This is a genomic window from Microbacterium daqui, assembly GCF_050408675.1.
Lineage (GTDB): Bacteria > Actinomycetota > Actinomycetes > Actinomycetales > Microbacteriaceae > Microbacterium.
The window spans coordinates 103,997-125,695 of record NZ_JBNTKF010000006.1 but is presented as its reverse complement, the minus strand read 5'-3'; the positions used below and the strand labels follow the sequence as shown (position 1 = coordinate 125,695).

General features: G+C 62.8%; 19 protein-coding genes. 9 read left to right on the top strand and 10 right to left on the bottom strand.

All coding sequences use genetic code 11. The annotated features are described in order from the left end of the window. Window positions 1-150 precede the first annotated feature (150 nt). On the top strand, window positions 151-648 hold the full coding sequence (locus tag ACQUSY_RS05920) for an endonuclease domain-containing protein (RefSeq protein ID WP_428903629.1): 498 nt from the start codon (window positions 151-153) through the stop codon (window positions 646-648). A 114-nt stretch (window positions 649-762) separates the two neighbouring features. Here the strand turns inward: ACQUSY_RS05920 and ACQUSY_RS05915 are convergent, their stop codons facing one another. Continuing rightward, window positions 763-2,871 carry a S9 family peptidase gene (locus ACQUSY_RS05915; RefSeq protein WP_428903580.1) on the bottom strand — a complete coding sequence of 703 codons (2,109 nt, stop codon included), beginning with the start codon at window positions 2,869-2,871 and terminating at the stop codon, window positions 763-765. Window positions 2,872-3,046: 175 nt separating this feature from the next. Between ACQUSY_RS05915 and ACQUSY_RS05910 the strand changes: the two genes are divergently transcribed. The 3 genes from ACQUSY_RS05910 (at window position 3,047) to ACQUSY_RS05900 (ending at window position 6,398) form a co-directional block, all read left to right on the top strand. Then, the gene (locus ACQUSY_RS05910) at window positions 3,047-4,429 is read left to right on the top strand and encodes an inorganic phosphate transporter (RefSeq protein WP_428903579.1); all 1,383 of its coding nucleotides are present in this window, start codon (window positions 3,047-3,049) and stop codon (window positions 4,427-4,429) included. Next, window positions 4,426-4,761, top strand: coding sequence for a peptidase (locus tag ACQUSY_RS05905; protein ID WP_428903578.1), 336 nt, complete (start codon window positions 4,426-4,428; stop codon window positions 4,759-4,761). The genes ACQUSY_RS05910 and ACQUSY_RS05905 overlap by 4 nt, the downstream gene beginning before the upstream one ends. 176 nt (window positions 4,762-4,937) lie before the next feature. After that, window positions 4,938-6,398 carry an aspartate ammonia-lyase gene (locus ACQUSY_RS05900; protein ID WP_428903577.1) on the top strand — a complete coding sequence of 487 codons (1,461 nt, stop codon included), beginning with the start codon at window positions 4,938-4,940 and terminating at the stop codon, window positions 6,396-6,398. A 65-nt stretch (window positions 6,399-6,463) separates the two neighbouring features. On the opposite strand, the gene ACQUSY_RS05895 is transcribed toward ACQUSY_RS05900, so the two are convergent. Further along, the gene (locus ACQUSY_RS05895) at window positions 6,464-7,330 is read right to left on the bottom strand and encodes a fumarylacetoacetate hydrolase family protein (protein WP_428903576.1); all 867 of its coding nucleotides are present in this window, start codon (window positions 7,328-7,330) and stop codon (window positions 6,464-6,466) included. A gap of 176 nt (window positions 7,331-7,506) precedes the next feature. On the opposite strand from ACQUSY_RS05895, the gene ACQUSY_RS05890 reads away from it, so the two are divergent. After that, a complete protein-coding gene (locus ACQUSY_RS05890; protein ID WP_428903575.1) occupies window positions 7,507-8,610 on the top strand; it encodes a PrsW family intramembrane metalloprotease in 1,104 nt (367 codons plus the stop codon). A gap of 183 nt (window positions 8,611-8,793) precedes the next feature. Further along, entirely contained in the window at window positions 8,794-9,162 is a 369-nt protein-coding gene (locus ACQUSY_RS05885) for an FKBP-type peptidyl-prolyl cis-trans isomerase (protein ID WP_428903574.1), read from the top strand. Between the two features lie 156 nt (window positions 9,163-9,318). Here the strand turns inward: ACQUSY_RS05885 and ACQUSY_RS05880 are convergent, their stop codons facing one another. Continuing rightward, on the bottom strand, window positions 9,319-10,623 hold the full coding sequence (locus ACQUSY_RS05880; protein WP_428903573.1) for an MFS transporter: 1,305 nt from the start codon (window positions 10,621-10,623) through the stop codon (window positions 9,319-9,321). Continuing rightward, window positions 10,620-11,732, bottom strand: coding sequence for an LOG family protein (locus ACQUSY_RS05875; protein WP_428903628.1), 1,113 nt, complete (start codon window positions 11,730-11,732; stop codon window positions 10,620-10,622). Before ACQUSY_RS05875 ends, ACQUSY_RS05880 begins: the two co-directional genes overlap by 4 nt. A gap of 192 nt (window positions 11,733-11,924) precedes the next feature. On the opposite strand from ACQUSY_RS05875, the gene rpsO reads away from it, so the two are divergent. Then, window positions 11,925-12,194 carry a 30S ribosomal protein S15 gene (gene rpsO, locus ACQUSY_RS05870; protein WP_428903572.1) on the top strand — a complete coding sequence of 90 codons (270 nt, stop codon included), beginning with the start codon at window positions 11,925-11,927 and terminating at the stop codon, window positions 12,192-12,194. 455 nt (window positions 12,195-12,649) lie between these two features. On the opposite strand, the gene ACQUSY_RS05865 is transcribed toward rpsO, so the two are convergent. Both ACQUSY_RS05865 and ACQUSY_RS05860 read right to left on the bottom strand, forming a co-directional pair. Continuing rightward, complete coding sequence (locus tag ACQUSY_RS05865; RefSeq protein ID WP_428903571.1) at window positions 12,650-13,861, bottom strand: amidohydrolase family protein; 1,212 nt, start codon at window positions 13,859-13,861, stop codon at window positions 12,650-12,652. Window positions 13,862-13,929: 68 nt separating this feature from the next. Then, a complete protein-coding gene (locus ACQUSY_RS05860; protein ID WP_428903570.1) occupies window positions 13,930-15,012 on the bottom strand; it encodes an acyltransferase family protein in 1,083 nt (360 codons plus the stop codon). Between the two features lie 150 nt (window positions 15,013-15,162). On the opposite strand from ACQUSY_RS05860, the gene ACQUSY_RS05855 reads away from it, so the two are divergent. Then, window positions 15,163-16,365 carry an LLM class flavin-dependent oxidoreductase gene (locus ACQUSY_RS05855; RefSeq protein WP_428903627.1) on the top strand — a complete coding sequence of 401 codons (1,203 nt, stop codon included), beginning with the start codon at window positions 15,163-15,165 and terminating at the stop codon, window positions 16,363-16,365. Window positions 16,366-16,368: 3 nt separating this feature from the next. Further along, complete coding sequence (locus tag ACQUSY_RS05850; RefSeq protein ID WP_428903569.1) at window positions 16,369-17,013, top strand: FMN reductase; 645 nt, start codon at window positions 16,369-16,371, stop codon at window positions 17,011-17,013. 80 nt (window positions 17,014-17,093) lie between these two features. Here ACQUSY_RS05850 and ACQUSY_RS05845 read toward each other — a convergent pair whose 3' ends face one another. The 4 genes from ACQUSY_RS05845 to ACQUSY_RS05830 all read right to left on the bottom strand — a co-directional run bounded on the left by ACQUSY_RS05845 (window position 17,094) and on the right by ACQUSY_RS05830 (window position 21,698). Continuing rightward, window positions 17,094-17,603: a nitroreductase family deazaflavin-dependent oxidoreductase gene (locus ACQUSY_RS05845; protein WP_428903568.1), complete on the bottom strand. Its 510-nt coding sequence runs from the start codon at window positions 17,601-17,603 to the stop codon at window positions 17,094-17,096. Between the two features lie 107 nt (window positions 17,604-17,710). Continuing rightward, window positions 17,711-18,532, bottom strand: coding sequence for an HpcH/HpaI aldolase/citrate lyase family protein (locus ACQUSY_RS05840; protein ID WP_428903567.1), 822 nt, complete (start codon window positions 18,530-18,532; stop codon window positions 17,711-17,713). After that, window positions 18,529-19,737, bottom strand: coding sequence for a CaiB/BaiF CoA transferase family protein (locus ACQUSY_RS05835; RefSeq protein ID WP_428903566.1), 1,209 nt, complete (start codon window positions 19,735-19,737; stop codon window positions 18,529-18,531). Before ACQUSY_RS05835 ends, ACQUSY_RS05840 begins: the two co-directional genes overlap by 4 nt. Then, a complete protein-coding gene (locus ACQUSY_RS05830; RefSeq protein WP_428903565.1) occupies window positions 19,734-21,698 on the bottom strand; it encodes a formylglycine-generating enzyme family protein in 1,965 nt (654 codons plus the stop codon). Before ACQUSY_RS05830 ends, ACQUSY_RS05835 begins: the two co-directional genes overlap by 4 nt. Between the last annotated feature and the right edge of the window lies 1 nt (window position 21,699).

Sequence of the window (21,699 nt, the reverse complement as noted above, 5' to 3'; positions counted from 1 at the left end):
CTCGCTGTCGCTGCGCACCATGGGGGCATGCTGGCGTGCGCTGCCGCATTGCGCATTCACGGTGTCTGGGTGCGCGCGGATATTAGGGGTGTGCACGTCCGTGTCGGGGAACACTCTCGAGTGCACGCACATGACGGATGCTCTTGTGTCGTGCATCGCGATGCGCACTCGCGTGGTTTCGGAGTCGTTCCGGTCCGCGTCGCCCTTGTGCAGGTGGCCAAGTGCCTTGGTGGCGATGTCTTCTTTGCGGCGCTCGAGTCGGCGCTAAAGAAGCAGCTCATCTCCCGTGCAGACCGGGCCTGGATTCGAGCGCGCGTCGCGCACCGACACAGGAGATTGGTTGATTTTGCACGTTTGGATGTTGAGAGCGGCCTCGAATCGCTCACACGACTGCGGCTTCATGAACTGGGAATTTCGGCGCGCACGCAGGTAAGGATCACCGGCGTCGGGATAGTCGACCTCCTCATTGATCGCGTCATCATCGAGCTTGACGGCCGGGAGAACCATGAGGGCCCGTCAAAACGCCACAAGGATCTCAAGCGCGACGCAGCGGCAACGCGTCGTGGCTATCGGCCGCTGCGGTTTGACTACGAAATGGTCATTCACGAATGGCCACTTGTTCAAGCGACGATCCTTGCCGTGCTCTAACCAGAGGTTCCGTGTCATCCTTCGAATGTCGCCGACCCCCGAGCCGGAGGTCTCCCTCACCGGGAGCCGCGGCTTTCGTCGTAAGAATTATGAACCGAGGGAGAAACCCCAGCCTTAGTCGCCAGCGACGCCGAGGACGTCGAACATCCAGGCCAGTTCGTAGGCGCGCTCGCGCCACGAGTTGTAGCGTCCGGTGACGCCGCCGTGGCCGGCCACCATTTCGCACTTGAGCTGTACGTCGGCGCCGACGTCACGAAGACGCGCGACCCACTTCGCCGGCTCGACGTAGTAGACGCGAGTGTCGTTGAGTGAGGTCACCGCGAGAATCCGCGGATACGTCACGCCCTCGGCGACATTCTCGTAGGGCGTGTACGACTTCATGTATTCGTATACATCGGCGTTGTGCAACGGGTCGCCCCACTCGTCCCACTCGATCACCGTGAGGGGGAGAGACGGGTCAAGAATCGTGGTGAGTGCGTCGACAAACGGAACCGACGCGAGCACGCCAGCAAAGAGTTCCGGCGCCAGGTTGGCCACGGCACCCATAAGCAGCCCACCCGCACTGCCGCCCTCGGCAACCATGCGATCGGCCGTGGTCACGCCCGAGTCGACGAGGTGACGCGCGACCGCGACGAAGTCAGAGAACGTGTTCTTCTTCGCGAGGAGCTTGCCCTCCTCGTACCACGCACGCCCCATTTCGCCGCCGCCACGAATGTGGGCGACCGCGAAGATCACGCCGCGGTCCAGCGCCGACAGGCGCATGCTCGAGAATCCGGGGTCGATCGAGTGCTCGTACGAGCCGTATCCATACAGGTGCACGGGGCGGGGCGAATCGCCGGGCTCGCCGAACGAGCGCTTCCACACGAGGGACACCGGAACCTCGGTGCCGTCATCAGCACGCGCCCAGACGCGAGATTGGCCGTAGTCCGCGGCATCGTAGCCACCGAGCACCGGCTGCTGCTTACGCAAGAACTTCTCGCCCGTCGCCGGATCCCAGTCAAACACCGACCCCGGCGTCACAAACGACGCGTAGCCAAAGCGAATCAGTTGCGGTGCCCACTCGGAGTTGCCGCTGACACCAACGGCAAACAGTGGCTCGTCAAACTCAACCTCACTGACGGCACCGGTCGCGTGGTCGAGCTTCGCCATGCGGGCGAGACCTTCGCGACGGTACTCAACAACAGTGAAGTCACGGAAGCAGTCGATGTCGAGAATTCGCGTGCCCGTCGTGTGCGGCATGATCACGGTGCGCTCGCCTTGCGGGTCGTTCGCGGACACGCGCACCAGCTCAAAGTCGAGGGCGCCATCGTTGTGCACGATGAACAGCACATCCTCGCCGTCAATCACCGCGTGGTCGACGCTGTACTCGACACCCTCCGCTTGCGGCCACACGATCCGTGGTTCCGCCAGCAGATCGTCGGCATCAAGCAGCAGCACCTCGCTCGTGATGGACGTGCTCTGTCCGATCATCAGGTACCGGTCTGACCGGCAGAAGCCCGCACCGACCCAAAAGCGCTCGTCGGGCTGGTGGAAGAGTCGGGTGGGGGCCGTGACGTCTCCGCCGATCGTGTGCATCCACACGGTATCGGGGCGCCACGCCTCGTCGACCGTCGTGTAAATGATGGCGAGGCCGTCGGGCGTGAGCTCTGCGCCGCCCGCGGTGCCTTCAATCACGTCGGCGAACGTTTCGCCCGTGACGAGGTCGCGCACGCGCACGGTGTAGCGCTCGTCACCCGTGACGTCGGTTGCCCACAGCATGCGGGTTCCGTCGCGCGAAATGTCGAAGCTGCCGAGGGAGAAGAACTCGTGGCCTTCGGCTTCGACGTTGCCATCGAAGAGAATTTGCTCGCCCGGAACCTCGGTGTCAGGGGAGAGGACGGGTGGCGTCCAGTCATCGGGGGAGGTGAGCGGTGCCCGGCACTGAATGCCGTACTGCTTGCCCTCGAGCGTGCGACCGTAGTACCACCAGTCGCCCTTGCGGGTCGGAACCGACAGATCAGTCTCCTGGGTGCGGGACTTGAGCTCCTGGATGATTGTCTCGCGAAGCGGCTCGAGGTGAGCGTTCTCTTGCTCAGTGAACGCGTTTTCTGCTTCGAGGTGCGTAATGACCTCGGCATTGTCCTTCTCGCGCAGCCATTCGTAGGGATCCATGAAGGTGTCGCCGTGGTGGGTGCGGGCCTGAGGGTGCTGTCGCGCACGCGGGGCAGAGAGTCGTTCAGTCACTTCTCCACGCTACCCGGTGGTAGCCAAAGGTCTAGTGCTGAGTTGACCGAATCGCGGAGGGATGAAAAGATTTGATCGGCCGGTTGCCGGTTCGTGAAATAACGGTGAACTCTTCGTTCGTCATGTCGAGTCCTTCGACGCCTGTTCCCTTTTCCTTCCCCCACGAAAGTCAACGGTGGAAACCGCAGCCTTAATTGTTGTGCTGGTCATCCTGCTGGCACTGTTTTTTGATTTCACTAACGGATTTCATGACACCGCGAACGCGATGGCAACGCCCATCGCGACGGGCGCGCTGAAGCCCAAGACCGCGGTTATTCTTGCCGCCCTCTTGAACCTGGTTGGTGCCTTCCTCTCCACGGAGGTCGCCAAGACCATTTCGGGCGGCATGATCAAGGAAGACGCGCTGATGTCGGCGGATAACCCCGCGAGTCTCTTCCCCTCGCTGATCTTCGCCGGCCTGATCGGCGCCATTACGTGGAACATGCTGACCTGGTTGCTCGGCCTGCCGTCGAGCTCGTCGCACGCTCTGTTCGGCGGCCTGATCGGTGCCACGCTCGTGGGTGCCGGTGCGTTGGCCATCGACTTCGGCATCGTCATCACCAAGGTTGTGCTGCCCGCGCTGATCGCACCGCTCACCGCCGGAATTATCGCGTTCGTCGTGACGAAGGTCGCGTACGGCATGACGCGTCGCTACGACGGCAAGCCTGACGGTCGCGACGGATTCCGCTGGGGCCAGATCTTCACGTCGAGTCTCGTTGCGCTGGCACACGGAACCAATGACGCACAAAAGACGATGGGTGTCATTACGCTCGCGCTCATCGCGATCGGTTGGCAGACGGCGTCGCAGCCGCAGTTGTGGGTCGTTATCGCCTGTGCTGTCACGATCGCCCTCGGAACCTACATGGGTGGCTGGCGCATCATCCGTACCCTCGGTAAGGGCCTCACCGATGTGAAGCCCGCGCAGGGCTTCGCCGCGGAGTCGTCGACTTCGGCCACGATTCTCGCGTCTTCGGCTCTCGGTTTCGCACTGTCGACCACTCAGGTTGCCTCGGGTTCCGTCATCGGTTCTGGTCTTGGTCGCCGCGGGTCTAAGGTGCGTTGGGGCACCGCTGGTCGCATCATGATCGGTTGGGTTCTCACACTTCCGGCTGCCGGTGGTGTTGGCGCTCTCGCAGCTCTCGTCGTCGTATGGCTTGGCACGTGGGGTGTCGTTATCGATGCTGTCATCGCCGTCGCCGTTATTCTCGGCATCTTCCTGCGTTCGCGTCGTGACGAGGTCTCCGCTAACAACGCGATGAGCGAGGTCGCTGACTCGGGCACCGCCGTCAAGGTGAAGAAGAACCCGCCGCCCACGCGCCGCCAGCGTATGATCTTGCAGGCTGAGAAGGCTGCTAAGAAGGCAGAGAAGCGCGCTCAAGACAAGCACCACACCGCTGACGTTCTTCGCGAGAAGGAACGCATTGACGTGGAGCGTAAGGCCAAGAAGTCGGCTGAAAAGGCGACAAAGGCTCCCGCGAATGGCAGTAACCCGAGCAACGACGAGGGAGGCGCACGATGAACATCGAAATTGACTGGGGGGCGTTCGCTCAGGTCTTCATCGCCGCGTTTATCGGCGCAACCGTGCTCGTGTCGTTCTACGCGATGGGCTTGCGGCTGCTGGTTCGCGCTGGCCGCGCACCCGTCGTTGGTCCCGCTGAATTTACTGACGCGATTGCCGTGATTTCCGAAAAGGAACGCCAGCGTGCGGCAAAGGCCGCGGCCAAGGCTGCCAAGCGTAGCCCCCTGACGGACGGGCAGAAGAAGCTCGCGCTGTTCGGTGCGTACGCCTGCTTCGCCGTTTGTGGCGGTGCTGTGATCTTCGCGATTCTGCTGATCGTGTTCAATCACTAATTAATGCTCAATAAGTGCCACGGTGTTCCCGCGACACCGTGGCACTTTTGCATTCCGTGGTTCCTTCCGCCGCAAGACCGCTCGGCGCAATGGTCTGGGTGCGAATACCGGGCTAGGCTGGGAGGACCCTCCCCACATTGGCCGCGACCCACAAGGAAGCAACATTGGACGCAACGATGCGCACTCGTACCGAATCTGACTCCATCGGATCCCTCGAGATCCCCGCGGATGCCTATTGGGGCATTCATACGGCACGAGCGCAGGAAAACTTTCCGATCGCCAAGCGACCGATCTCGGTGTACCCGGATCTGGTTCGCGGACTCGCGATGGTCAAGCAGGCTTCTGCTCGAGCGAACGCCGAAATCGGTGTGCTTTCGCAGGAGAAGGCTAACCTGATCGACGCCGCTGCGCGGCGCGTGATCGATGGCGAGTTCATCGAGGAATTCACCGTTGGTGTGATTCAGGGTGGTGCCGGAACCTCGTCGAACATGAACGCGAACGAGGTCATCACCAACATCGCGCTGGAGATGGCGGGTCGCGAAAAGGGCGACTACGACTTCCTCTCACCGATCGATGACACGAACCGCAGCCAGTCGACGAACGACGTCTACCCCACGGCAATCAAGATCGGGCTGGCGCTGACGCTGCAGACCCTGCTGGAAGAACTCGCACTGCTGCGAAAGAGCTTCCTCGACAAGGCTGTCGAGTTCCACGACATTCTCAAGGTGGGGCGCACCCAGCTGCAGGATGCGGTTCCGATGACCCTGGGCCAGGAGTTCCACGGCTTCGCCACGACTCTCGGCGAGGATTACAGCCGCATGTCGGAGAACGCGAAGCTTCTCACCGAGATCAACATGGGTGCCACCGCTATCGGCACCGGTATCACGGCGCACCCGCAGTACGCGGCCGTTGTGTTGAAGCACCTCAACGAGATCACGGGTCTTGACCTCGAGACGGCGACCGACCTCGTCGAGTCCACCAGCGACACGGGTGCATTCATGTCGTTCTCGGCATCGCTCAAGCGCAATGCCATCAAGCTCTCGAAGATCTGCAACGACCTGCGTCTGCTGTCGTCGGGGCCGCAGGCTGGTTTTGGCGAGATCAACCTGCCTGCACGCCAGGCCGGCTCGTCGATCATGCCCGGCAAGGTCAACCCGGTTATCCCCGAGGTCGTCAACCAGGTCGCGTTCGCGGTCGCCGGTGCTGACGTCACGGTTACGATGGCGGTCGAGGGTGGTCAGCTCCAGCTGAACGCGTTTGAGCCGGTTATCGCGCACTCGATCTTCCAGTCGATCACCTGGATGCGCCAGGCCATGTGGACGCTGCGCGTCAACTGCGTCGACGGCATCACGGCTAACCGTGAGCGCCTCGGTGCCATGGTGGGCTCGTCGGTTGGCGTTGTCACGGCTCTCACGCCGTTCATCGGCTACTCGTCGGCAGCAGCATTGGCCAAGACGGCTCTCATGACCGGTCACAACATTGCTGACCTGGTTGTCGAGGCTGGCCTCATGTCGCGCGAAGAGGTCATGAAGCAGATCTCGCCCGCACGCCTGTCGGGTCTTGAGACTGTCACCGCAGCGGTTCCGGTTGTGCAGGCTGCGGAGAACATCATCACGAGCGACGACGTTCAGAACTAACGACGTCGCAAAACGACTGTGGGGCCTCACCAATCGGTGGGGCCCCACAGTCGTTTAACGAAAAGTTAGTCGGTGATGCGACAGTGTGTCGTGAGCTCGCCAATGCCATCGATGCCGACGGTCACGGTCGAACGATCGCGCAGGAAGATCTGCGGATCGCGCGAGTACCCGGCACCACCGGGGCTGCCGGTCGAGATGAGCGTGCCCGGCTGCAGCGTGACCGACTGCGACAAGTGCGCAATCAGGGTGGCAACCGAGCGCACCATCTGGTCGGTCGATGCGTCTTGCACGGTGTGACCGTCGACGACGGCCCAAATGTGCAGATCTTGCGGGTTCGCAATTTCATCACGCGTGACGACAACAGGGCCGGTGGGCGTGAAGCCGTCAAACGACTTGCACCGGCACCACTGAGCTTCAGAGAACTGAATGTCACGTGCGGTGATGTCGTTGACCACGGTATAGCCCCACACGTAGTCGAGTGCTTCGTCGGCGGTGACATTGAGTGCCGGGCGGCCGATGATGACGCCGAGCTCTGCTTCGTAGTCGACCGACTCGCTGAGGGCTCGCGGCCACACCGTGGTCTGCTCGTGACCGGTCAGTGAGTTGGGCCACAGTGTGAAGACGGTGGGCGCGCTATCGGTCTTGAGTCCGAGCTCAGAAGAGTGCGCGGCGTAGTTCAGGCCGACCGCCAAAATTGCGGGCGGGGCCGGTACCGAAGGGCCGAAGCCGAGGTCGGCGAGCGGAACCACGGGAGCGGCGGCTGAAGCGTCGCGCACGCGGGCAAGAAGATCGTCACCGCCGGCGATAAGTTCATTAAGGGTTGATGGGGCTCCGCTGAACAAATTCGACACGACGACGGCCGTGTTGTCACTCATCAGCGCGCACAACTGGGGATCCGTACCGGAGACTCCGGTCAGGTGGGCAAAACGCATTCTTCTAATCTATCCCGGTGAATATGTGCCGAGGCCTGTAGGTTTGTGCCATGACGTATGGCAATGGTTTGACACCGCCAACGGGGGACTACGGCTATCAGCCACAATATGCATCTCCGATGGCGCAACCGCAGTGGGGACACCCTGCGACAATTACACAAGCACCGGCGCATCACGTGAACGTTTTCGCAAACGTCACGATGAAGCCTGGTCGCCATGTTCCGTGGTGGATCTGGGTGATCCTCGGGTTCGTGCTCCTTCTGGTCGGTGCGTACTTTACGGCCGGTCTCGGGCAAGGCGCATCCACGCTCGGGTTCATCATGGCGCTGGTTCCCCTCGCCATCGTGATCACTGGTGTTCACCTCATTGACCGGTGGGAGCCGGAACCCCTGCGCATGATGATTTTCGCCCTCGGGTGGGGTGCCATCGTGAGTATTGCGCTTACGCTCCTCGTGGTGATGGCCACCGATCCGATGGTGCCGCGCGGCTATGACGGCCTGTTTATCAGCAGCGTGATTCGCGCACCCATCGTCGAAGAAATTGCGAAGGGCCTCGGCCTCTTGCTCATCATGGTCATCGGTAAGCGTGCGCTGGACGGCCCCGTCGATGGCGTCGTGTACGGAGCGCTCGTCGGTGCGGGCTTCGCGTTCACCGAAAACATCCAGTACTTCGGCGTGCAGTTCATCTCCGGCGGTGCCGAGAGCCTCGGCCCGATCTTCTTCATGCGCGGCATCATGTCGCCGTTCTGCCACGCGATGTTCACCGCCTGCACCGGCTACGCGCTCGGTCTCGCGGCGCGAAAGGGACGCAAGGGTGGTGCCGTGTTGCCCTCGTTCTTCGTCGGTTTGCTCGCCGCCATTGCTCTGCACGCACTGTGGAATGGTTCCACTTTCCTTCCCGGAGAAGGAACCTTCTTCCTCCTCTACGCCGTGATTCAGTTTCCGCTGTTCATCACGTTCATCCTCGTTATTCGCTGGCTGAAAATTGAAGAAGCACGCCTCACCCGCGCGCGCCTCGGTGACTACGCGATGGCCGGATGGTTCACTCCGCAAGAGGTGGAAATGCTCGCCACAAAGCCGGGGCGTGCCTCCGCGATGCACTGGGCGCGCAGCCTGCCGGGCGATCGGGCCAAGGTCATGAAGCAATTCATCGCCGACGCGAACGAGCTCGCGGCCACGCGTCAGCGTGCAATTTCGGGCCGTGACCCGCAGGCGGGGATCGATGAGCACGTGCTGTTGCAGCGCACGATGGCAACGCGGAACCAGTTGCTGGCGCGCTGAGAAAGTCACCGAATAAAAGACTCAGCACCCGGTGCTGCGGCGAAGCCTGCAAGTCTTCCGGGTGCTGAGTTGATCTGCCATCAGAATGCGCCCGCCCGTGAACAAAGTCAAGGCTTTCCCTGTTTTTGATGAGAAACCCGGCGAAGCTTTGACCGCACGCCTCACACACGATTGGATTGAGACATGACAAACCTTACGAAGCCTGAGTTCGACGCTCCCGAGGGCCCCGCGCCCGCTGAGCTTGTCATTCGCGACATCACCGTTGGTGATGGCGACGAGGCTAAGCCCGGCGACAACGTCACCGTTCACTACGCTGGCGTCGAGTACGACACCGGTGAAGAGTTCGACTCGTCGTGGGGCCGTGGCGAGACGATTCAGTTTCCGCTGCGCGGCCTGATCCAGGGCTGGCAGGACGGCATCCCGGGCATGAAGGTCGGCGGTCGCCGCGAACTCGTGATCCCGCCGCACCTCGCGTACGGTCCGGCTGGTTCCGGTCACTTCCTCGGCGGCAAGACCCTCATCTTCATCATCGACCTGGTCGCTGTCGGCTAAGTCCTGATACCTGAAACAGCCCTCGGCATCACGCCGGGGGCTGTTCTTTGCTCCAAGCGCACCCGAATCCGCACCTGGCACGCCGACCCCATGGTTCCGCCCGTCGTTCTTCTTAAGCCCCCGCGCGACGCTGACGCGTTGCTGGTCCAGCTGTAGTTACGGCTTCGGGTCGCGGGCGTCGTACGCGCGGAACGATGCGCTCGCGCGCAGCAGCGTCGCCACCAGCACCATGATGATGAGGCCGCCGAGCAGGGGCGGCACCCAGATCGCGCCGATCGTGGCGAGCGTGCCCATGTAGAGCGCGCCGAGGCGGGGCCCGCCGGTCACGACGACCGTGAAGACGCCCTGCAGGCGTCCGCGCATCGCATCGGGCACAGCTGCTTGCATCATGGTGTTGCGGAAGATTGCGCTCACGTTGTCGGCGGCGCCCGCAATCGCGAGGAAGACGCAGGCGAGCACAATGAGCGTGATGTTGGCGTGCTTGTCGTCGATGATGCCGGGGGAGAACGCGTCCCAGCTCGCGAGGAGTAGTACGCCACCGAACAGCGTCGTTGCGGCACCGAACACGATGATCGAGCGGGCAATGCCGACGCCCTGCCAGCGCACGCGGCCGAAGGGGCCGGAGAAGATGCTGCAGATGAAGGCGCCGGCGGCGATCGATGCGGTGAGGATGCCGACGGTGACGGAACCACCGCCCAGGATGAGAGCGCCGACGGCGGGGAAGAGGGCGACGGGGTGCCCGAACGTCATGGCGATGATGTCCATGATGTACTGCATGCGGATGTTGGGGGAGGTGCGGATGAAGGTCCAGCCGTCGACGAGGGAGCGCAAGCCTGGTCGCACGGTTTCACCTTCGGGCGGGAGGTGCGGGAGCGTCCAGAGGCCGAGGAACAGGAACGACATCAGTACGACGTCGATCGTGTATGTCCAGGCGTAGTCGGTGAAGGCGACGAGGAGGCCGCCGAGTGCGGGGCCAGCCATCACCATGATGCCAACCGTGATGCCCTGCAGAGCAGAAGCGGCGGGCAGGAGTTCGCGGGGGATGAGACGGGGAACAATCGCGGCGCGAGTGGCCATGACGATGGAGTTCGCGGCCGAGTTGATGATCGAGAGGATGTAGAGCGAGGCTTCGGTGGTGTTGCCTGTCCAGGCGAGGGCGGCGAGCACGGCCGTCGAGCCAAACGTGACGATCGCGGCGAGCAGGGCGACGGTGCGGCGGTCAAACGCGTCGGCGAGCATGCCGCCGTAGAGCCCGGCGATGATCATCGGCACGAGGCCCGCGACCGCAATCATGGCGACCGCGAAGGTCGACTCCGTGAGCGCATACATGTGCAGCATGACCGCGACGAGGGTGAGCTGGCCGCCCAAGCCCGCGAGAGTAGAACCCACCCACATACGGGCGAAGGCCGGGCTGACCTTAAACGGGCGCAGGTCGATAAAGGCGCCGCGATGTTCGGTCATGAGGGGGAGTCTCCGGTCAGTAGCGCGATCGCTTCATCGACGGTGTCGACGAGGTGAATGTGATTCTGCATCGAGCGACCGGCGGCGAGGCTTTCGAGGAGCGGCCACGCCGGCAGAATCTGCTGCCACTGGGCCTTGCCGACGAGCACCATCCGAGCGATGTTTTCTTCCGCCGCGTAGTAGTTTTCGCACGCGTCCATGAAGACTTCAGACACGGTTCCGGCAGCCCCTGGTAGATAGACGATGCCACCCTGGCAGCGCTCCAGCAGTGTGGCTTCGCGCAGCGGGTTGGCGAAGTACTTCGCGATGACCGTGGCGAACTGGTTGGGCGGCTCGTGCCCGTAGAACCAGGTCGGAATGCCGACCGAGCGCACAGTCGCGTCGGCGAGCGGCCAGCGGCGGCGTACGTCTGCGGCAGCGTCTGCCCACGCGTCAATGTCAGGAGTGAACGTGGGTGCGGCGGCCAGGATCTCGAGCGCTCGCGGCAGGGCGTAGTCATCGTGCGGTGCGAGCCACGCACCGAGGTTCGCGGCCTCCATCGCGCCCGGACCACCGCCGGTAAAGACGGCGTAGCCAGCGCGCGCAACGGCGCGGCCGAGATTCGCGGCCTGGGCGTAGTTGGCTGAGCCGCGGGTGGAACCGTGACCGCCCATGATGCCGACGCGGTGGTGGAGTGGAACCGCGGCGAGGGCTTCGGTGAGTGACTCGGTCATCGCGTGGTCGTGCAGTGCGCTCGCGATGGAGTCGACGACGGTGTGTGTCTTTTGGTGCTGGCGACTCCATGCGTACACGCGCGCGTCAAAGCTGTCGGCGTACGCAGCGGTGTCGAAGAGTTCGGCAGCGGTGTACGGCTCGGCGCGGTACGGGTCGAAGGGAACCGTGGGAACCTCGGGAAAGACCAGAGCGCCGCGCGCCTGCAAGTCTCCACTGACACCCGGGGCGAGTTCGCAACCGAGGAAGAGGGCGCAGAGCACGCTCACACGCTGGAGTTCGCTGGTGCGCTCGCGGAGGTCAATCGACTGCATCGTGACGCCACTCAGCGTGGCGCGGTGCGAAAGCACGTGGTCGAAATCGGCGAGGGTTTCAACATCAACGTGGTGTCGGGTCATCAACACCACGACCTCTCGTGCTCAGCCATTCCTTGAGCCTACCCGTGAGGTTTACACCGGGAGCGGCCGTGGCGTTCGCTCCCGTAATAATGCGATAGACTCTTGAGGTTGCCGTTTGATCGGCCGCGGATAAAGAGAGCTCGCACACCATGTGACGAGCGCCGCGCAGCTAACAGAGAGGGGATCGGTTCTATGGCACTCGAAGCAGACGTCAAGAAGGCGATCATGGAAGAGTACGCAACGCACCCCGGTGACACCGGTTCCCCCGAGGTGCAGGTTGCAATGCTGACGCAGCGCATCAAGGACCTCACCGAGCACCTGAAGGCACACAAGCACGACCACCACTCGCGTCGTGGCCTGTTCCTGCTCGTTGGTCAGCGCCGCCGCCTGCTGGGTTACCTGCAGGACGTCGACATCAACCGTTACCGCTCGCTTATCGAGCGCCTCGGTCTGCGTCGCTAAGCAGCCCGCGTTCAATCGCGCAAAACATTCTTGGAGAGCCGCCCCTGGTGTGGGGCGGCTCTCGTTTTGTATCTGAGCGACTTCTCGCTCCCGCGCTCCCGGCCCCAGTCTCTGAACCCGCCCCAATGGTTCCGCGGCGCCTTTGACCTGCCCCCTGGTTCCGCCCCCATGGTTCCGCGGCGCCACTGACCTGCCCGCCTGGTTTCGCGATGCCACAGCCCCAGCGTTTTTCCTGTTATGCACGACCAGATTTGGCAGACGGGGCGAAACGCCGTGTTTTGAGCGCCGTGGCATGGTTCGATCGTGCACAACAAGGGGCGCGGAACCAAGGGGGGCGCGGAACCAAGGGGGACGAAATTAGCGCACGGAGCCAGGGGACGGAACCAGGGCACGGAGCCAGGGGCGGAACCAAGGAGCAGAGCCTGGAGTGGGGAGCCAGGGGTGGAACCAGGGCCTCAGAAATTGACGACGCGCAACCCCTCGGCCACAACGCGACCGTTGTGAATCACCGTGCGATCTGCACCGCGGTCCATCACAGCACTCGTCGGCGTCTCACCGTCGACAAGCAGCAGATCCGCGCGGTCGCCCACCGCGGTTCCGTCGTGCTGACCAATACTGGTCACGCGCGGTGCCGTCGACGACATGATGGACGCGCCACCCAACGACGCGATACCGAGCGCGAGTTCGATGTGGTCATCGCGACGGAATCCGTTGGTGAAAGCCAGTTGCCATGTGCGGTCGAGCATGTCGCCATTGCCGTAGGGGCTCCAGTAGTCGCGCTGACCGTCCTGCCCAAGCCCGAGACGCACGCCCGCTTCGGTGAGGGCGATGGGGGAGAGATGCGTTGATGTCGAGGGAGCGATCGTTGCCATCGAGATATCGAGCTCGGCGAACTCATCGATCAGGCGGCGGCTGACCGCTTCGCTGACCCCGCCGAGGCCGTATGCGTGTGACATCGTCACCTTGCCCTGCATGCCGAGGGCCCGCGTGCGCTCCATCACGAGGTCGGTGCTGAAAACGCCGAGCTCGCCGGGCTCGTGAAGGTGAATGTCGACCTCAACCTGATACTTTTCGGCCAGCCCAAACACAATGTCGAGGTGCTTCGCCGGGTCGCGGTCGAGCTGGCATGGGTCAATACCGCCCATGATATCGGCGCCCTGGCGAAGCGACTCTTCGAGATATTCGACAGTGCCAGTCTCGCGCAAAATGCCCGCTTGCGGAAATGTCATGACCTGCACATCAGCGTGCTCGCTAAACCGCTCCTTCGCGGCCATCACAGCATCAAACTTCTCTAGTTTGCAATCAACGTCGACCTGCGCGTAGCTGCGCACGCGGGTCGTGCCGCGGGCAATCATCGTCTCGAGCGTGCCCGCAACGCGCGTCGGCAGGTCGATCTCGGCGGTCCGCCAATTGTTGCGGTCGTTCATCATCATGCCCCACACGCCCGGAGCGCCGGTGTGCGGTCGAAACGGCAGGCCGATGCGCGTTGAGTCAAGGTGCACGTGCACATCACTGAACGAGGGCAGTAACAGGCGACCGCGGCCGTCGACATCTCCGTCAGCGAGCGGAACCATGGCGTCGTGCGCGCTGATCTCGCTGATAGTGCCGTCGGCAATGACGATGTCGACAGCAGGGGCGCCCCACGGGCGAACGTTACGAATGAGCATGATTCCTTTCTACATACTCATCGCGGGGCGTGCCCCGATTCTGGCGGCGCGTGCCGACGTGCTCGAAACTAACGCTCGCGAAACAACCAGTCCACCCGTGGTTCCACAATCGGTCGTGCGATTTTTCGCACGACCGATGACGACAAGAAGAATGCGATGCAGACCGAACCGACGACGAGAATGATGACCCACAGCCAGTCAGGTTCGAGCCCCACGGTGATCGTGTGATTCTCGCCAGGCACCTTGGTTTCCCGCAGCGGGAAGAGCACGAAGGTGTGCAGGAGGTAGACGTACAGCGTGTAGGTGCCGAGCTTCGTCCATCGATACTCGCGGCGCGGAGCGAGGGTGAAGAACGCCCAGCACATAAGGAGGGCCAGCGCGATGACGCCGAGGCGGATGAGTCCGCCCCACGGCCCGGGGGTCACATTCTCGGGGAGTGAGAGGTCAACGTAACTCTCGCGAAAGAAGAACCAGCGCTGCATGTTGTCGGCGCGCAATGGTTCCGCGAGCACAAATGCGATGGTGAGTGCCGACGCCAGGAGGGCACCTGCCGCCGCAACCACGGCGGGGTGACGGGGCGCGAAGAAGTCTGCGCGCGTGAGGATCCCTCGGTCTTTCAGCGCCCAGCCGATCACGAAGAACGGCATCAACGCGATGATGCGATCCATGGCGAATGTCGAATCGATCGCGGGCAGGTAGCCGGCTGCGACCGAAATGACAACGGATATGGTGACGGGCCAGCGCAGGAGCGCGAGGTAGGGGATGATGATGCGGAAAACCGCGAGCGCCAACAAGAACCAGAGGGTCCACGACACGGATGCGTAGTTGAGGCTCAGATGGCCACTGATCGCGAACGAGACCGCTGACCAGATGGTTTCAAAGATGAGGTACGGAACCAACAGGTTGGTAATCACACCTTTGATGCTGGAGCGGGTGGGTGGGCCGGACTTTGAGAAGTATCCGGCCATGATCGCAAACGCTGGCATGTGAAACGTGTAGATCACGAGGTAGACCGCGTAGGCGATATCGGAGGCGCGAGACATGGGTTGAATGGCGTGCCCTGCGACGACAAGCACGATGCACAGGAATCGCGCGTTGTCCCAGAACGGATCCCTCGTCTTCTTCGACGACATCTGACTAAACGCTGTCATGGCCCCAACTTACGTATCTGCGCTGAGAAGGCAAGAGAGGTTTTTGTGCTACGGGAATAGATTCGCGTGAATGGGGTTATATCATGTATATTCAGTTGCATACAAATCGCAAGGAGCGATGGAATGAGCACTTCACAGACCTTCCCCGGTATGCAGTTCGGTTTAATGACCGTTTCTGACATCACACAAGACCCCACTACGGGGCGCACACCGTCCGAGGGCGAGCGCATCAAGGCTGCGGTCACGATGGCCAAGCACGCTGAAGAGGCCGGTCTTGACGTCTTTGCGATCGGCGAACACCACAACCCGCCGTTCTGGTCTTCGTCACCCACGACAACGCTCGCGTACATCGCGGCACAGACCGAGCGCATCATCCTGTCGACGTCCACGACGCTGATCACGACGAACGACCCCGTGAAGATCGCTGAAGACTACGCGATGTTGCAGCACCTGTCTGACGGTCGTATGGACCTGATGATGGGCCGCGGCAACACCGGCCCCGTGTACCCCTGGTTCGGTAAGGACATTCGTCAGGGCCTGCCCCTCGCGATCGAGAACTACGGCCTGCTGCACCGCCTGTGGCGGGAAGACGTTGTGGACTTCGAGGGTAAGTTCCGCACCGCTCTGCAGGGCTTCACCTCGACCCCGCGCCCGCTGGACGGCGTTGCACCCTTCGTGTGGCATGGTTCCATCCGCACGCCGGAGATTGCCGAGCAGGCCGCCTACTACGGTGACGGCTTCTTCGCGAACAACATCTTCTGGCCCGCAGAGCACTACCAGCGCCTGATTGGTCTGTACCGCAAGCGTTGGGAGCACTACGGTCACGGTGCCCCGGAGACCGCAATTGTCGGCCTCGGAGGCCAGGCGTTCATCCGTAAGAACTCGCAGGATGCGAAAAACGAGTTCCGCCCGTACTTCGATAACGCACCGGTCTATGGCCACGGTCCGTCGATGGAAGATTTCACGCAGATGACCCCGCTCACGGTGGGTTCGCCGCAGGAGGTCATTGACCGCTACGCCGGCATGCGCGAAATCTTCGGTGATTACCAGCGCCAGCTGTTCCTGATGGATCACGCGGGTCTGCCGTTGAAGACAGTCTTGGAGCAGATTGACATTCTGGGTGAAGAGGTCGTGCCGGTGCTCCGCAAGGAGCTGGCCCTAAACCGTCCCGCGAATGTTCCTGACGCACCGACGCACGCCCAGCGCGTGAAGGCGCAGTACGGCGACGCGGGCCCGCGGGTCGCCATCCCCAACGCAAACCGTGGCGACAACCTGACCGCAGGTTCCAGCCCCTACCAGGACGCCACGCCGAAGCCTGGTAGTGCCTTCGGCGCCGCTGCAACCCGAAAGTAGATCATGGACACTCGTCGTATCGTTGTCATTTCGGCCGGACTCTCCAACCCATCGTCGACACGCATGCTCGCCGACCGCTTGGCGGCCGCGACCGTTGAACAGCTCACCGAGCGGGGCATTGCCAGTGATGTCCAGACGTTTGAGCTGCGCGACTACGCGCACCAGATCGTCGACAACATGCTCACCGGCTTCGCGCCGACGGAGCTCGAGGCGATGATCGCTCAGGTGACGGATGCGGACGCTCTCATCGTCGCCACGCCGATCTTCTCCACGAGCTACTCCGGCCTGTTCAAGTCATTTGTTGACGTGCTTGACCCGGACTCGCTCGCCGCCAAGCCCGTGCTGATCGGTGCGAACGCCGGAACCGCGCGGCATTCGTTGGCCATCGACTACGCGATTCGCCCCCTGTTTGCGTACCTGCACGCCGACACGGTGTCGTCGGGTGTCTTTGCCGCCTCCAGTGACTGGGGCACCAACGCCGATGACGTGGCACCGTTGGGGCGTCGCGTCGACAAGGGCGCGCGCGAGCTTGCCGACCGTATCGCCGCCAACCAGCCGGTGCGCTCCAGCGACCCGTTCGATCCAGCCAACTACCTGGGTGAGGGCAAGTCGTTCGGCCACCTGCTGGGCGGTCTGACGGGGGAGTAGTCCTCACAATGACAGAGGTGGGCTATCCACGTGGATAGCCCGCCTTTTTGTTATGGAACCACGGGGTGCGGAACCACGGATCAGGCGTCGCGCTCCTGGAGCACGCGGGTCGGCTGCAGCAGAAAGAGTCGAACCTCGCGACCAGATTCTCGCTCGTACGAACGGTAGCCCGGCCACTGTGCTTCGATGCGGGCCCACGCGGCGTCGCGGCCCGATTCCGGGATCCGCGAGGCTTGGACCTCCAATACCCGACCCCGCACCGTGATCTGTGCGGTCGGGTGCGCAGCGAGGTTGACGGTCCAGCCGGGGTGGCGGCCGCCAGCAAAGTTTGTGCCTGCGATTATCGCGCGTCCGTTTCCGTCTGGTGTGTACATGAGCGGTACGTCACGGACCAGGCCGGTTTTCGCGCCCGTGCAGTGCAACACGAGCGATGGCACGAGTAGGCCGCTCAGTTGCACCTGATTGCCGCTGACTTTGGCGATGACGAACTCCACGGGCGGCATGAGCTTCGGCGCCCAGGCGCGGAACAACCTCGTCCGTGTGAGCGGCGCGATTGTGTGACGCACGACGGTAACGATCGGAGCTTTCATGCGAACCCATCATGTCGGAAATGACGCAGACGGTGCCCCATCGTCTGTCTGCGTGTTGGAACTTACCAGCGCTGATGAAACGCACCGGCGTTCACCGACTGCGCAGACTATTCGGCCAGCGCTACCGTTTCGCGGGCGCGTTCGATCATCGCAACGTCTAAGAAGGTTCCGTCTGCCAGCGCTATCGCCCCGGTGCCTGCTTGCGTTGCGGTTTCGATAGCAGCCAACACGAGCCGCGCGCGTTCGAGTTCGGCGGCCGTCGGGCGAAAGGCAGCGTCGATCGTCTCCAACTGCGACGGATGTATCGCAGCCCGTCCGCGGAACCCCAGTGCGCGGCCATCAGCGCATGACGCAGCCAGGCCCGTTGTATCCCGGACGTTTGCGAATACCGACATGTGGGGTGATGGCAGGCCAGCCGCCCGGGCGGCTAACACGACACGCATGCGCGCAAAGGTCAGGCCCTCGTCGCCGTCCACGCGCAGATCTCCGCGCAGATCGGCTTCGCCGAGCCCGATCGATGCCACAGCTTCATGCGCCGTAGCGATCTCGAACGCTCGCTCAACCCCGAGTGCCGTTTCCAGAAGTACGTGCAGTCGTCGCTCCGGCATTGCAGTCGCGAGCGCCTGCACGTCGGCAGCAGACTCCACTTTCGGTACCCGTACCTCCACGAATGACGGTGCCTCATTGATGAGCGCAACGTCGTCAGCGTGCCAGGGGGTCGAGGAATGATTGATGCGGACGTGGATGGCGCGGGGGGCGGAACCGCTGAGAAAGTCGCGCAGGTTGTTTCTGGCTTCGTCTTTGCGAGAGGCAGCGACAGCATCTTCCAGATCGAAGATCACAACATCGGCCGCAGATTTCCATGCACCGGCCATGCGTTCGGTGCGATCGGCTCCGGTGTAGAGGAGAGTGATAACCGGGCGGCTCATACCGCGCCCTCTTCCCGGAGCTGGGTGATTGTTGCCTCGTCATAGCCCAGCTCGTGCAGCACGCTGTCGGTGTTCGCGCCGTGCGGGCGCCCGGTGAACGCGATAACCGAATCGGCATCAGAGAGACGGAACAGCGGACCCTGCATGCTCATCGCACCCAGTTCGTCGTCAGTAATCTGGTGAATGGTTCCGAGGGCCTGGAACTGCGGATCGTTCGAGATGTCTTCGGCGTCATAGATTGGCGCGACAGCGGCTTCGGCCGCTTCGAACGCCGCAATAACATCGTCTCGTGAGCGCTGCGCAATCCACGATCCCACAGCCTCATCAAGAATGTCTGCGTGCTGGGCGCGCTCGCGGCCGGACGCAAACCAGGGTTCATCAATGAGCTCGTCACGGCCGACCAGACGCATGACGCGCTCGGCGATCGACTGTGCTGACGTCGAGATCGCGACCCACTGACCATCCGCCGTGCGATAGGTATTGCGGGGTGCGTTGTTGATGGTGCGGTTGCCGGTACGCGGCTGCACGGACTGGAGCTGATCCCACCGAGTAATTTGCGGGCCGAGCATCGCCAAGATCGGCTCGATGATGGCGATATCCACGACTTGACCGACACCGGTGCGTTCGCGCGCATTGAGTGCGACCATGACGGCGAACGCTGTCGCCAACGAGGCGACACCGTCGGCCAATCCGAAGGGCGGAAGGGTCGGCGGGCCATCGGGCTCACCCGTCATTGCAGCGAATCCACTCATCGCTTCAGCGAGTGTGCCAAACCCGGGTCGAGTGCGATACGGGCCCACTTGACCAAATCCGCTCACGCGGGCTAACACGAGGCGAGGGTTACGGGCGCTCAATTCTTCCCAGCTGAGACCCCATCGCTCAAGAGTCCCTGGGCGAAAGTTCTCGATGACGACATCCGCGGTCTCTACGAGTTTAAGGAAGACCTCGCGGCCGCCCGGCGACGACAAGTTTGCTGTCACGGTTTGCTTGTTACGCCCAAGGGTCTTCCACCACAGGTTGATGCCGTCCTTCGCGACACCGTGTGTGCGGGCCGGGTCGGGGCGCGTAGGGTGCTCAACCTTGATGACCTCGGCGCCATTGTCGCCGAGATGCATGGCAGCCATGGGGCCAGCGAACAGGGTTGCGGTGTCGATTACTCGGATGCCAGCAAGCGCGCCAGCATCTCGGTTCGTGTTGACGCTCATGATGCCTCCCCATCCCATGCAATACGGAATCCCACGGTGGCTGACCGGTCAAGCCCGAGCCCGGCACGGAGATACTTCACCGCGTAGTCGGGCGCATGAATGCCGCCTTCGATGTACCAATCGGAACCTTCTGCGCAGTAGTCGGCGCCACCCTTGATCATGGAAAAACGCGTGCGGCCGTCAGAATACTCAGAATCGGTCCAGTTCCATACGCGTGGTGTGCCACGGCCGAAATCGGCGCTCGCCGCAGCCAACTGCCACTCATCTTCAGTTACCAAGCGGGCGCCGCGCCACTGCGCGTAGGCCCGCGCGTCATCCAGGTTCACGAACGTCACCGGGTCGGCTTCTGTGCCCGCGGCAGGCGCGTCCGCAATCCAATGCGCGAGGTATCGGTGGCGCACGGCTGGTTCGTAACCTGAGGTGGCCACAAACTCTGCGAACTGCGCGTTGGTCACTTCAGTTGCAGCCACTCGCACGGCCTGCTCCAGTATGACTTCGCGTTGCAAGGTTCGTGCGTCATGGAGGCGCGGTGGGAGCGGCTTGAACTCGTCAACGTACGGTGCACCCTGATACATTCCCGTCTCACGAGCGCGGTACCGCACCGTGAGTACATGCTCGCCACTCGCAATCGGCACCGATGGTTCCGATGCCGGCTGACTCGATGTAGTAGCGCGCCCGACCGGACGTGCCATGCGGTGTTCAAACGCCGGAGAGCCTGCCGGGATTGCGTTGGCGGCTTCCACCGCCGCCGCAAGTTCGGCGTACCACGCAGGAGCATCTGCACTGACGGTGGTGGCCGCGGCGATTGAACGCCCCGGAACCACGACGACGGGTGCGTCGTCGCCATCCGTGAGAGGCCCAGTCCAGTCCGTCGTACCGCGGTTCACGAGCGTGAACAGCGTGACGCCGTCCTTCTCCCAGGCGGAGGCGTAGACGCCTGCCGATTCTGCTGCTGCGCTTAGCGGGGCGAGCGGAGTCCACTCGCCGGTCAGAAGGAGATCTTCAGCTGCGCGGGCGACAGTGAGTAGACGCCGTAGCGTGTTGGCGTCGCGTTCGCTCCAACCGACCCACACGCCAAAAACGACCTCCCACACCATGAGGCCTACGCCGTTGAGCCAGGCCGATTGCAACTCTTCGCTGTGATCACGGTGCCAGCGCCGGACATGATGTTGCATGTGGCGACGCTCGTACCAGTGTGCGCGCAGAACACCCGGCACCTCGGAGTCAGCAAAGAATTGGGCCCACGATGAAGCGTGGTCTTCCGTGCGCTCGACGGCGAGCTTGCTTTCGCCTTCGAGAACGATGCCCTCTTTCGCTGTGTTTAGGGCGGAGACGAGTTCGGGATCAGCCTTCTTCAAAGTGTCGAGAAAGACACCGTCGGCGTCGAAGTCACGGATGACCGCGGTAAGCTCGTCCTGATCGGTGCCGCCACGTCGGGTGCCGATATCCCACGGGTTGTAGTCGACGAAGACGCGCAGTCCAGCTGCGTGGAGGTCATCAACGAGCTGGCGGAGCCCGGGAACATCGCGGTAGTAGTCCCACTGATTGCGGTCATCGAGACCGATGATCGGGTACGCGTGCCACAGCACGACGCCGTCAAGCCCCGCGAACCGCTCCTTCGCATCCGCGATGAAGAGTTCTGGCGTGAATCGGTTCTCGTCAAACGAATAGAGCAGTTCATCCCACAACCACACCTGCGCAATCGTGCGGCAATGGGCCGCCCACTGGGCGCGCGGGTTGTCGTAGGTTGCGCCCACATAGTTGTGACGCGAGCGGGCGTCTTCTCGCCACGCATGGAGGCGAGTACGCCACGCGTCGCGATCGCCGACCCGAGCTGGCCCAGAGAATATCTTGGCTTCGTCGAGCGCGACGCTGAGTTCGGGCGTGAACGTGGCGGTCAGGTCGATGGGTGTCGGCTGATCGATCGGCCGGGGGACGAGGGGATCAAACGTGTACGTCACG